Annotated in this window: 13 protein-coding genes; 7 read left to right on the forward strand and 6 right to left on the reverse strand. The window is 71.1% G+C overall.

The window, feature by feature from the left end; genetic code table 11:
- Positions 1-11: 11 nt before the first annotated feature.
- Positions 12-194 carry a hypothetical protein gene (locus tag AC1MEY_RS21435; protein WP_480227401.1) on the reverse strand — a complete coding sequence of 61 codons (183 nt, stop codon included), beginning with the start codon at positions 192-194 and terminating at the stop codon, positions 12-14.
- Positions 195-235: 41 nt separating this feature from the next.
- On the opposite strand from AC1MEY_RS21435, the gene AC1MEY_RS21440 reads away from it, so the two are divergent.
- Positions 236-871 carry an FMN-binding negative transcriptional regulator gene (locus AC1MEY_RS21440; protein ID WP_480227402.1) on the forward strand — a complete coding sequence of 212 codons (636 nt, stop codon included), beginning with the start codon at positions 236-238 and terminating at the stop codon, positions 869-871.
- Here AC1MEY_RS21440 and AC1MEY_RS21445 read toward each other — a convergent pair.
- Complete coding sequence (locus AC1MEY_RS21445; protein ID WP_480227403.1) at positions 835-1,347, reverse strand: hypothetical protein; 513 nt, start codon at positions 1,345-1,347, stop codon at positions 835-837. The two genes, AC1MEY_RS21440 and AC1MEY_RS21445, sit on opposite strands and share 37 nt — an antisense overlap.
- A gap of 78 nt (positions 1,348-1,425) precedes the next feature.
- Here AC1MEY_RS21445 and AC1MEY_RS21450 point away from each other — a divergent pair, with 78 nt between their 5' ends.
- The 6 genes from AC1MEY_RS21450 (at position 1,426) to AC1MEY_RS21475 (ending at position 7,296) form a co-directional block, all read left to right on the forward strand.
- A complete protein-coding gene (locus AC1MEY_RS21450) occupies positions 1,426-2,811 on the forward strand; it encodes an acyl-CoA dehydrogenase family protein (RefSeq protein WP_480227404.1) in 1,386 nt (461 codons plus the stop codon).
- Between the two features lie 98 nt (positions 2,812-2,909).
- On the forward strand, positions 2,910-4,763 hold the full coding sequence (locus tag AC1MEY_RS21455; RefSeq protein ID WP_480231607.1) for a hypothetical protein: 1,854 nt from the start codon (positions 2,910-2,912) through the stop codon (positions 4,761-4,763).
- Entirely contained in the window at positions 4,760-4,954 is a 195-nt protein-coding gene (locus AC1MEY_RS21460) for a hypothetical protein (RefSeq protein WP_480227405.1), read from the forward strand. Before AC1MEY_RS21455 ends, AC1MEY_RS21460 begins: the two co-directional genes overlap by 4 nt.
- A complete protein-coding gene (locus AC1MEY_RS21465) occupies positions 4,951-5,406 on the forward strand; it encodes a hypothetical protein (protein ID WP_480227406.1) in 456 nt (151 codons plus the stop codon). The genes AC1MEY_RS21460 and AC1MEY_RS21465 overlap by 4 nt, the downstream gene beginning before the upstream one ends.
- Complete coding sequence (locus tag AC1MEY_RS21470; protein ID WP_480227407.1) at positions 5,403-6,728, forward strand: hypothetical protein; 1,326 nt, start codon at positions 5,403-5,405, stop codon at positions 6,726-6,728. The genes AC1MEY_RS21465 and AC1MEY_RS21470 overlap by 4 nt, the downstream gene beginning before the upstream one ends.
- Positions 6,729-6,738: 10 nt before the next feature.
- Positions 6,739-7,296: an isochorismatase family protein gene (locus AC1MEY_RS21475; RefSeq protein ID WP_480227408.1), complete on the forward strand. Its 558-nt coding sequence runs from the start codon at positions 6,739-6,741 to the stop codon at positions 7,294-7,296.
- On the opposite strand, the gene AC1MEY_RS21480 is transcribed toward AC1MEY_RS21475, so the two are convergent.
- The 4 genes from AC1MEY_RS21480 to AC1MEY_RS21495 form a co-directional block, all read right to left on the reverse strand.
- Positions 7,293-8,480, reverse strand: a complete 1,188-nt coding sequence (locus tag AC1MEY_RS21480) for a Dyp-type peroxidase (RefSeq protein ID WP_480227409.1) — start codon at positions 8,478-8,480, stop codon at positions 7,293-7,295. The genes AC1MEY_RS21475 and AC1MEY_RS21480 overlap by 4 nt on opposite strands.
- A complete protein-coding gene (locus tag AC1MEY_RS21485; protein ID WP_480227410.1) occupies positions 8,473-8,952 on the reverse strand; it encodes a copper chaperone PCu(A)C in 480 nt (159 codons plus the stop codon). The genes AC1MEY_RS21480 and AC1MEY_RS21485 overlap by 8 nt, the downstream gene beginning before the upstream one ends.
- The gene (locus AC1MEY_RS21490) at positions 8,945-10,378 is read right to left on the reverse strand and encodes a PepSY-associated TM helix domain-containing protein (RefSeq protein ID WP_480227411.1); all 1,434 of its coding nucleotides are present in this window, start codon (positions 10,376-10,378) and stop codon (positions 8,945-8,947) included. The genes AC1MEY_RS21485 and AC1MEY_RS21490 overlap by 8 nt, the downstream gene beginning before the upstream one ends.
- A 141-nt stretch (positions 10,379-10,519) precedes the next feature.
- The gene (locus AC1MEY_RS21495; protein ID WP_480227412.1) at positions 10,520-11,053 is read right to left on the reverse strand and encodes a hypothetical protein; all 534 of its coding nucleotides are present in this window, start codon (positions 11,051-11,053) and stop codon (positions 10,520-10,522) included.
- Between the last annotated feature and the right edge of the window lie 193 nt (positions 11,054-11,246).

An 11,246-nucleotide genomic window follows, 5' to 3' on the forward strand; every position in this document is an offset into this window, starting at 1 on the left:
GACGCGTTCCGCTAACCCTCGCGGATACTGCGCACCATCAGCCACACCCACAACAGGACGAACACCAGGATCACCCAGCACGCGACCTGGAACCACGGGTCCGGCAGCTCGTTGAGCACGAAGATCCCGAGCGGCAGCGCGATCCAGGCCACCAGGAACGTGATCACCGCATAGCGTTTCGTGGCCGGCGTCATCCATTCAGGCTAAGTCCGGCGCGACTAGGCTGAACGCACCAATGTACGTACCGCCGAAGTTCGCCATGACGCCCGACGAGACCGCCTCGGCGCTCGCCGCGGTCCGGTTCGGCCACCTGGTGTCGCACACGTCGGACGGCTTGATCGTCACGCCGCTCCCGCTGATGTACGACGCCACCGAGCACGCGCTGATCGGGCACGTCGCCCGCGCGAACCCGCATGCGTTCGCCGACGGCGCCGAGTCGGTCGCGACGTTCGCCGGCCCGCACGCCTACGTCTCCCCCGGCTTCTATGCCACGAAGGCCGAGACCGGCAAGGTGGTGCCGACGTGGAACTACGACGTGCTCGCCGTGTACGGCCGCCTGGTCGTCCACGACGACGCCGACTGGGTGCTCGACCTCGTCACCCGGCTCACCGACCTGCACGAGGACGGTCGCACGGAGCCCTGGCAGGTGAGCGATGCGCCCGAGTCGTTCGTGGCGGGCCAACTCAAGGCCATCGTGGGCATCTCGCTGCCGGTCACCGCGGTGGAGGGGAAGGCCAAGATGTCGCAGAACCAGCCCGACCGCAACCGCGATGGCGTCGTCGAGGGTCTGACCCGGACCGGCGACGTCGCGGTCGCGGAGCGCGTGCGGGAGATTCAGCGCGGCAGCACGAACGCGAACGGGCGCGGATAGCCGACGCCCGCGAGCCGGGCGGCACGCACGTCGGCCGGATCGAGCGCGAGCAGCCGGCCGGACGACGGTTCGTAGCACCGCATCCGGCCCTCCGACGCGACCACCAGCACCCAGTGCCGGGGTAGGACGTTCCCGACCAGCATCGCCACCGGTCTGTCGGAGCGCACCGCGGCCAACACGTCGGTGAGTGGATCGCGGCAGCCCCACAGCCCGCGGCACGGCCGCCAGCGGTAGCGCACGCCGCCGCCGTGCGCGTCGATCGCCGCCACCATGGCCGCGGGGGTCGTGCCGAGCGCGCGCGGCCAGAACCGGTTGATCCGCGCGTGCACGCGACGCTGCTCCGCGCCGATCCACGCGTCGTCCGCGCCGCCGACCAGGCGCCGGTAGACGGGGTCGAGCAGCACCCCGGCGGCGACGGCGGCGGCGGGCCCGCAGGACACCCCGTCGCGCTGGCGAAGTCGCGGGCCGAGGTGCATCACCCCACGCTAGGCCGATTCAGTCGCCGCGAACCGGGGTATGAGTGAACACATGTCCACTCAGTTGGAGGGTAAATCATGAGCTTCGACCTCACCCCCACCATCGCCCAGCACGACCTCGCCCGGCGCGCGCACGAGTTCGCCGAGCAGGTCGTCCGACCGGTGGCCGCCGAGTACGACGCCCGCCAGGAATTCCCCTGGCCCGTGCTCGAGGAGGCTGCGCGACAGGGCTTCTACAGCCCGCTGTTCTACCGCGACCTGATCGGTGACCCGACCGGTCTGTCGCTGCCCATGTTCATGGAGGAACTCTTCTGGGGATGTGCGGGCATCGGCCTCGCCGTCGTCATGCCCGCGCTGGCGCTGTCGGCGATCGGGCAGGCCGCGTCCCCCGAGCAGATGCTCGAGTGGGCGCCGGAGTGCTTCGGCAGCCCCGGCGACCTCAAGCTCGCGGCGCTCGCGATCTCCGAACCCGAGGGCGGCAGCGACGTGCGCAACCTGCGCACCACGGCCCGCCGCGACGGCGACGACTGGATCATCGACGGCCACAAGATGTGGATCGGCAACGGCGGCATCGCCAACGTCCACGTCGTCAACGCCAACGTGGACCCCGACCTGGGCCACAAGGGTCAGGCGCTGTTCATCGTGCCCGGCGGCACGCCCGGCCTGGAGATGGTGCGCAAACTCGACAAGCTGGGATGCCGTGCGTCGCACACCGCGGAACTCAAGTTCGACGGCGTCCGCGTGCCCGGCGCGAACCTGCTCGGCGGTCACGAGAAGCTCGAGCACAAGCTGGCCAAGGCTCGCGAGGCCGTCGAGGGCGGCAAGCACTCGGGATCGGCGACGCTCGGCGCACTCGAGCAGACCCGCCCGATGGTCGCCGCGCAGGCACTCGGCATCAGCAGGGCCGCACTCGAATACGCGACCAGCTACGCCAACGACCGCGAGGCGTTCGGCGCGCCGATCATCGACAACCAGGGCATCGCGTTCCCGCTGGCCGACCTCGCCACCCAACTCGACGCCGCCCGGCTGCTCACGTGGCGGGCGTCGTGGATGGCGGCGACGGGCGTGCCGTTCGAACGCGGCGAGGGCTCGATGGCCAAGCTCGCGGCCACGGAGTTGGCGGTCAAGACCACCGAACGCGCCATCCAGACCATGGGCGGCTACGGCTACATCACCGACCACCCGGTCGAGAAGTGGTACCGCGACGCGAAGCTCTACACGATCTTCGAGGGCACCAGCGAGATCCAGCGGATGGTCATCTCGAACGCGCTCGGCGCCGCCGACGGGAGGCCGCCGATGCACGTCGACCTGGAACCTACGGGCGGACCGCTGAACGCCTGGTTCGGCCGCGGCACACCCGTCCGGACCCGGGCCGCCAACGCGGCGCTCGACGCCAGGGACCGCGTGCCGGGACCGGTGATGAACCTCGCGCTGAAGGTGCTGAAGCCCCCGACGAAGAAATGACCGACGGATGTTCGCGGTACCCCTGGTATCGCCTCGGGTGTTCTGGCAACATTACCGGTCGGTAGGGTTCCCTGATCCGTTCTAATCGACAGGTGGAAATGACAGTGGAGTCGTTGCAGTCGAACGTCACGTTCGTGGCCGCTCAAGGAAGCGAGGGCGGCGGCGCCGCCCTCAACGAGATCATCGGTCTGTCCGTGGGCGGGCTCGTCATCGGCGTCGCCCTGCTCTGGATCGGCTACCTCCACCGAATGCGCAAGATCACCTGGTTGCACAACTTGGGTGAGTGGGCCGGCCGGAAGTTCAACCGGCCGGCGTGGGTCGCGCTGCCGATCGCGCTGTTCATCACGACGATCATCAGCGCCCTGTTCGGCTTCATCTGGGACGTCAGCCTGCACATCGGCAACGGCCGCGACTCAGGGCCGCTCGCCAACCCCGCGCACTACTTCATCCTGTTCGGGTTGTTCATCCTGTTCGTCGCGGGCTGCCTGGCCTGCGTCCTGCCCTACGAGAAGCCCGGCCCGTACGCCGTGCGGATCACCCGGCACTGGTACGCCCCGGTCGGCGGCATCCTGATGGCCGGGTGCGGCCTGTACGCGCTGATCGGCTTCCCGCTCGACGACGTCTGGCACCGCATCTTCGGCCAGGACGTCACGCTGTGGGGCCCCACCCACCTCATGCTGATCGGCGGCGCCGGGTTCTCCACGCTGACCGCGCTGTTCCTCGAGCACGAGGGCCGTCGCGCCGTCGGCGAGGACAAGCCCAAGGACGGCCCCGGCATCAAGTTCATCCAGTACCTGGCGTTCGGCGGCATCGTCATCGGCCTGTCGGTCTTCCAGGTGGAGTTCGACTTCGGCGTCATGCAGTTCCGCCAGGTGTTCGAGCCGATGCTGATCGCCGCCGCCGGCGCGTTCGCGCTGGTGGCTGCGCGGATCATGCTCGGCCGCGGCGCCGCGATCATCGCGGCGGTCCTGGCGATCGTGCTGCGTGGCCTGGTGGCGATCATCGTCGGACCGGTGCTCGGCGCGCCGATCAACTGGTTCGCGCTCTACCTCGGCGCCGCCGTGGTGGTCGAGGCCCTCGCATTCACCCCGCTGATCAAGAAGCCGCTCCTGCTCGGCCTCGCGAGCGGCATCGGCGTGGCGACGATCGGCCTGTGGCTGGAGTCGTTCTGGATCGACGCCGTCTACCGCTACTCGTGGCCCACCAGCATCTGGCCCGAGGCGCTCGCGATGGCGGTGCCGGTCGCGGCACTCGTCGGCGTGTGCGGCGCCATGGTCGGCATGGTGCTCACCAACCAGAAGCTCCCGAGCCGCGCGATCGGCGTCGGCATCGTCGCCCTCTCCGTCATCGCGATCGGCGGCGCCACCGCCAACGGTCTGCGCTACGACGTACCGCAGAACGCCACGGCGTCCTTCACCTTGACCGAGGCCCCGCCCATCGGCGATCAGCGGATGGCGACCGCCGACATCCGGATCAACCCGCCGGACCTGGTCAGCGAGGACCCCAACTGGGTGTCGGTGCTCGGCTGGCAGGGCGGGCTGGACAACCAGCGCGGCATCTTCGTCGACCAGCTCGAGAAGGTCGGTCCGGGCCACTACGTGTCGACCAAGCCGATGCCGGTGTCCGGATCCTGGAAGACGCTGCTGCGACTGCACGACGGGCGGACCTTCGCCGCGGTGCCGATCTACCTGCAGGGCGATCCCGGCATCGGGGCCCCCGAGGTGCCCGCGGAGGCGTCGATGACGAGGCCGTTCGTCGCGGAGATCACCATCCTGCAGCGCGAGCGCAGTACCGACATCCCGCAGTCGCTGTGGCTGATCGGCTGCCTGACCGTGCTCGCCGGCACGCTGATCATGATCGCCGGACTCACCTGGGGCGCCGGTCGACTCAACGGGAACGAGCCGACCAAGAGCGTCTCCGACCGGCAACCGGAGCCCTCCGGGCAGGCATGACACCCACCACCGAGGTCGAGTTCCTCGCCGATCACTCGGCGCTGCTCGCCATCCCCGCGTTCGCTCCGGCGATCGCGGTGGTGGGAGTGGTCGTCTGGATCGCGATGCGCGATCGGCGCCGCGGCGACGACGAGGACGATGACCTGAACAGCGATTCGCCGGCATCGTCCGGGGAAGATGGGACACCGTGACGACTCCTCTGACCCGGACCCTGATCGCGTGTGCCGCCGCAGCGCTGGTGACCGCCGGCTGCGGCGGATCGACCGACACCGCCACCAGCAGTGCGCCCACCTCGGCCGGTGCCGCCGCGTCGGATTCGGCGGCCCCGTCGTCGACGGCGGCTCCCGCGCTGACCGACGACCAGGCGGCACCCGCCCGCGTGACCGTCGACGTGACGATCGCGAACGGTCGGGTCACCCCGACCAACGATCAGGTGGACGCCCGGGTCGGCGAGCCGATCGTGATCCGGGTGAACAGCGACGCGGCTGACGAACTGCACGTGCACTCGAACCCGGAGCACTCGTTCCCGGTCGAGGCGAAGGCCGGCCAGCAGTTCCAGTTCACCGTCGACGTGCCCGGCAAGGTCGACGTCGAACTGCACGACCTGAACAAGACCGTCGCCACCATCGCCGTCCAACAGTGACCTCGGGTACCACCACCGAACTGCTCGCGCACGGGCTCGGCGGGTCGTCCGATCTGCCGATCCCGTTCACCTACGCCCTGATCGGCGCGGCGTGGGCGCTGACGTTCACGTTCGCCGTCGTCGCGCTCGCCTGGAAGAAGCCCCGCTTCGACCCCGCGACGCAGGGTAGGCCGCTGCCGCGGTGGTGCACCACGCTCGTCGACGCGCCCGCGGTGCGCTGGACGGTTGCGGTGGTCGCGCTGCTGCTGGCCGTCTGGGTCGGCGTCGCCGCGGTCGTCGGTCCGCAGAACGGCGAGAACGCACTGCCCGGTGTGTTCTACGTGCTGCTGTGGGTGGGCCTGGTGGCGCTGTCGGTCGTGCTCGGCCCGGTGTGGCGACTGCTGTCCCCGGTGCGCACGGTCTACCGGCTGCTGCCGATGTCGCGGCGTCCGCCGCCGGTGACGTATCCCGCGTGGCTCGGGTACTGGCCCGCGGCATTTGGACTCTTCGCGTTCGTGTGGCTCGAACTCGCCAGCCCGGACCCCGGATCTCTTGGCGCCGTGCAGCTCTGGCTGCTGATCTATCTGGCCGTGACGCTGATCGGCGCGCTGGTGTTCGGCCGGCGGTGGCCGTCGAACGCCGACCCGTTCGAGGTGTACGGCGTCGTGGCGTCGCGGGCCGCCCCGTTCCGGCGCAACGCCGACGGCCGGATCGCCGTCGGGAACCCGTTCGACCATCTGCCGTCGCTGCCGATCCGGCCGGGCACCGTGGCCGTGCTGGCGGTGCTGCTCGGATCGACGGCGTTCGACAGCTTCTCGGCGATGCCGGGGTGGCGTGGCTTCGTCGACGACGTGTCGTCGGGGTCGGTGCTTCTGGCCGCCCTCGTGCGTAGCGCCGGGCTACTGGGGTTCGCCGTCATCGTAGGACTGACGTTCAGCCTCGCGGCGCGGGCGACGGGCGGCGTGGACCGCACCACCCGCCGCGAGCTGCCCGGCCTGATGGCGCACTCGCTGATCCCGATCGTGATCGGCTACGTCTTCGCGCACTACCTGACCTACCTGATCGAGCGCGGCCAGCAGACGGTGCTGCGGCTCGCCGATCCGTTCGGCACGGGCTGGCTGGGCGGCGTCGAGGTCTCCTACCTGCTGTCGATGCACCCCGCGGTGCTCGCGACGCTGAAGGTGGGGTTCGTGGTCCTCGGCCACGTCGCGGGCGTGATCGCCGCGCACGACCGGGCGCTGCGCGTGCTGCCCAAGCGGCACCAGCTGACGGGCCAGTTGGCGATGATGCTGGTGATGGTGGGCTACACGTTCACCGGGCTGTACCTGCTGTTCGGCGGCTAGCCTGACACGTATGCGCGCGCTGATCGTCGTCGACGTCCAGAACGACTTCTGCGAGGGCGGGTCACTCGCCGTCGAGGGTGGCGTCGAGGTCGCGCAGTCCATCACCGCGCTGCTCGCCCACCACGACTACGACCACGTCGTCGCCACGAAGGACTACCACGTCGACCCCGGCGGTCACTTCTCCGACGAACCGGACTTCCGCGACTCCTGGCCGCCGCACTGCGTGGTCGGAACCTCCGGCGTCGACTTCCACCCCGCGTTCGACCCGTCCGCCGTCGAGGCCGTGTTCCACAAGGGGCACTACTCGGCCGCCTACAGCGGGTTCGAGGGCGTCGAGGCGAGCGACGGGACCACGACGCTGGCCGACTGGCTCCGCGGCCACGACGTCGACACCGTCGACGTGGTCGGCATCGCCACCGACCATTGCGTGCGGGCCACCGCGGCCGATGCGGCCGCCGCCGGCTTCACCACCCGGGTCCTGCTGGACCTGACCGCGGGGGTGTCGCCGACGACGACCGCCGACGCCGTGGACGCGCTGCGCGCCGCGGGCGTCGAGGTCGCCGGCTAGGACTCCAGCAGCGACTGCCCGAGGTATCCGCCCTCGCGTGCCCCCGGCAGCACGGCGAAGACGGCCGACCCGATCGTCGTGATCCACCGGTTGAACGCATCCGCGGCGGCGAGCCGGCGCTGCACGGGCACGAACTGGATCGCCGGATCCCGCTGGTACGTCGCGAAGATCAGCCCGCTGTCGGTGGTCCGGCCGGGCGGCGGCGGATCGTCGAAGTTGTACGGCCGCCGCAGGAATCGTTCGTCGTCGGTGACGGGGCGTGCCAGCGCGACGTGTGAGTTCGGCGGGATCACCGGGATGCCGCCGACGGTGGCGGTCAGGTCGGGTTCGTCGAACTCCTGCTGCCCGGTGAGCGGCGCGCCGTTCGCGATGCGGCGCCCGATGACGAGTTCCCTACCGGCGCGGTCGAGTTCGTCCCAGGTGTCCAGCTCGGCCCGGATCCGGCGCACGACGAGCACCGTGCCACCGGCGAACCAGCGTTGCGCGTCACCGTGATCCCAGACGTGCCGGTCGGGGTCGGTCGGGTTGACCGTGCCGTCGACCTGTCCCATCAGGTTGCGCATGGTGCCGCCGGGACGGTTGGCGCCGTAGGCGTTGCGGAAGCCGGTCTGCCGCCACCTCGGCGTCGTCATCGAGCGGACGTTCTTCAGCAGCACGCGGCCGGCGTGGGCCACCACCATCGGATCGTCCGCCCCGACGTGCAGCAGCAGGTCTCCCCCGCACCACCGCGGGTCCAGCCGGTCGGTTGGGAAGCCGGGCAGCTCCCGCACCGACGGTGGCCGCAGCCCGCCGAGACCGACGCGGTCGAACAGCGCCGAGCCCATGCCGACGGTGACCGTCAGTCGCGAGGGTCGTTGCGCCAGTTCGGGTTCGGTGTCGGCGAGGGCGGGGATGCCCTGCGTCAACCGCGCCGCGTCCGCCGTCCACAGCCGCAGGATCGCCTGGAGGGCGTCGCGTGGACTCCTGCCCGGCACCTCGGCGAGGTCCAGCGCGACGAACCAGGAGTGCGCCTGCGGCGCGGTCAACACACCGCTCTGGTGGTCGCCGTGGAACGGTTCGGTGGCGGTGCCGAAGCCGCCGACGGTGGCGGACTGCGCGCTACCGGATTGGCTCAGCGCGGCACCCGCCGCCACCGCGGCGGCCCCACCCGCGATGAGGCGCCGACGGGTGACCGCGCTACCCATGCTGGTACTCCTCGTCGGCGCCGGGGAAGTCGCGGGCCTGGGCGGTCACGGGCAGGGTGGAGCCGTCCTCGAAGGTCAGCACCACCTCGACGTCGGTGCCGGGGCGCAGCGGACCGACCAGATCCATCAGCATCACGTGGTCACCGCCGGGCGTCAGGTCGTGCGCACCGTCCGCGGGGATCGCGATGCCACCGGCCTTTGGCTGCATGACGTTCGATCCACCGACGTCGGGCACCACCTCGTGCACCTCGATGCGACCGGCGGCCGGCGACGACCCCGAGAGGATCCGGGCCTCGCGGGCGCCGGCGTTGCGCAGCGTGCCGAACATCGCGGCCATGCCCATGTCGGCGGCGCTGACCCACTGGTCGGCGACGGTGACGCCGGCGGCCATCGACTCCTCCCGCGTCTGGGCGCAACCGGACGCGAGCAGCAGCGTGACGGCCACGACCGCGAACGCCCACGGCCTACGCATCGGCGGACTCGACCGTCGCCTCGGCGCCTACGGTCCGCCGCCGCTTCACGGCGCCGACCACGAGATCGACGACGACGAACGCCGCCAGGCTGATGCCGAACAGCGGGAGCGTTCCGCCGACCGCGACGGCCAGCACCACGACGGTCGCGAGCGCGACCGGGTGCAGGGTGCGCAGCGCCCCTCGCAGCGGTGCCCGCCCCACCGCCCACGACGAGCCGCGGGTGGGCCTGCGCTGCCACCACATCCGGTAGCCGCGCACGACGATCGTGATGAGCCCGATCGCGACGAGCGCCAGCACCAGCTGGTTGGCGATGCCGAACAGGATGCCCATGTGCGCGCCGATCGCCCAGTCGGTCAGCTTCGCGAGGAACGGCCAGTCCGCGAAGTTCACCCGGTCGGTCACCGCACCCGTGTCGGGGTCGACCGAGATCGCGTCGTACCGGGTGGGCCAGTCCCGCTTGTTCTCCGCGACCTGCCAGCCCTCACCGTGCTCGGCGGGCGGATACATCCAGATCGGCCCCCGCAGGCCGGCGTCCCCGGCCGTCCGCAGTGCGGTGTCGGCGCCGTACAGCAGCCCGTCGCCGCCCGTGGCCGCCGGCATCGCGCCGTGCTGGTGTCCCCCGGCCGCGGTGTCGGGGCCGGCCGCCGCCAGCGCGGTGTCGACCGACGGCGCGGTCATGTCGAGGTGGGCCTGGACGGCGTTGACCGACTGACCGCCGTAGCGCGACCACGTCACGCCGGTGACCGACAGCCCGAGCAGCGCCACCACGATCCACACGCCGACCGCGCCGTGCCACGACAGCGTGCGACGGCGGTCCTTCTTGTCACGATCCGGCACGGCGATCCTGTTCAGCTTCCTGGTGTCCCGGCGGTGCATGAACCACAGCGCGACACCGGCGAGCGAGATCACCCAGAGCCAGCTCGCGGCCAGCTCGCTGTAGTTGCGGCCGATCGCGTCGAGGTGCAGGTTGCGGTGCAGTTCGTCGAGCCACGCCCGCAGCGGCATCCACTGCCCGAACGTCGTCAGCGCGCCGCGGACCTCGCCGCTGTACGGATCGACGAACACCGTCCGCGCGTAGTCGGGCGGGACGTCGTCGACCGCGAGCGTCACCTGCGTGGTCTCGTCGGCGCCGTCGGGCGGCCGGATGCTCTCGACCGACCCCTCGGGATGCGCGGCGCGGGCGGCCTCGAGCTGATCGGCCAGCGGCAGGCGCTGATCGCCCACCTGATCGACCGTCAGCTGGTCGCGGTAGACGAACGCGTCTAGCTGTGGGACGAGCGCGTAGAGCAGCCCGGTGACCGCGGCGATCAGGATGAAGGGGCCGACGAAGACGCCGGCATAGAAGTGGAGGCGGAGCAGGATCGGGCGCAGACCGCGGAGTCGTCGGCGCGCGGGGTCGGTGGGGACGGGGACGGGTGTCGTCATGACAGGGGCCTTCGAGGCAGGGCGGCGCGTGGGAGCGCGTCAGCGCACGGGCGCGCCGCGGAGAGGAGTCGTCGATGCGAGGCGCGAGCGGCCAAAGCCGCCACGCCGGCCGTGATCACACGGCGGAGGGCACGTCGAGAGTCAGAGGGCGAAGGCCACGGGCGGCGCGCGCATACCCAGCGCCGAGGGCAGGAACGACGACGTCACGACGACGCGCGCGCGGGTGCGCCGGACCGGCCGGCAGACCGGGCGGGTGACGGCCGTCGCGAACAGCCGCAGCCAGGACAGCACCGTGGCGCCGACCACGTAGAGATACTCGACGGCGCAGATGACGACGCCGAGTGCGAGGGCGGCCAGCGCGTGGCCGCCGGCCATCGACGGCGTCAGCGCCATGCCGGCGTGATGGTGGCCGGTGACGGCGAAGATCACGTGGGACAGGGCCTGGCCGACGCAGAGCGCGACCACGACCGCCGCCAGGCAGAGCCGGCGACTCCGTCCGCTCACCTCGGCCGCGACCACGCCGGTGATCGAGCAGGCCAGTGCGGCGGTGACGAGTGCACCGCCCTGCGGCACACCGCCTCCTGCGAAGGCATGCGCCGACGTGGCGACCAGCACGGAGCCGATGCCGACCAGACCGCCGCGCAGGCCACGGGCCAGCGTCGACGGAGTGCTCACGTCAGCACCCTACTACGCAGGCTAGTAGCGGAAACTGTCGCCGGTGACAGTTCCCACACCGCCTCGTGCGCTGGTTTGCACCGGCCGGTAAACGGGCAGATCACAGCGTGCAGTCACGCCCCCTGCCCCGGTAGCGGCGCGCTGCTCACCATGCTCGAGCACCCGGGCACGTCGTATCGTGCCTTGATCACCG

The organism is Mycobacterium sp. PTI7, from assembly GCF_056679845.1.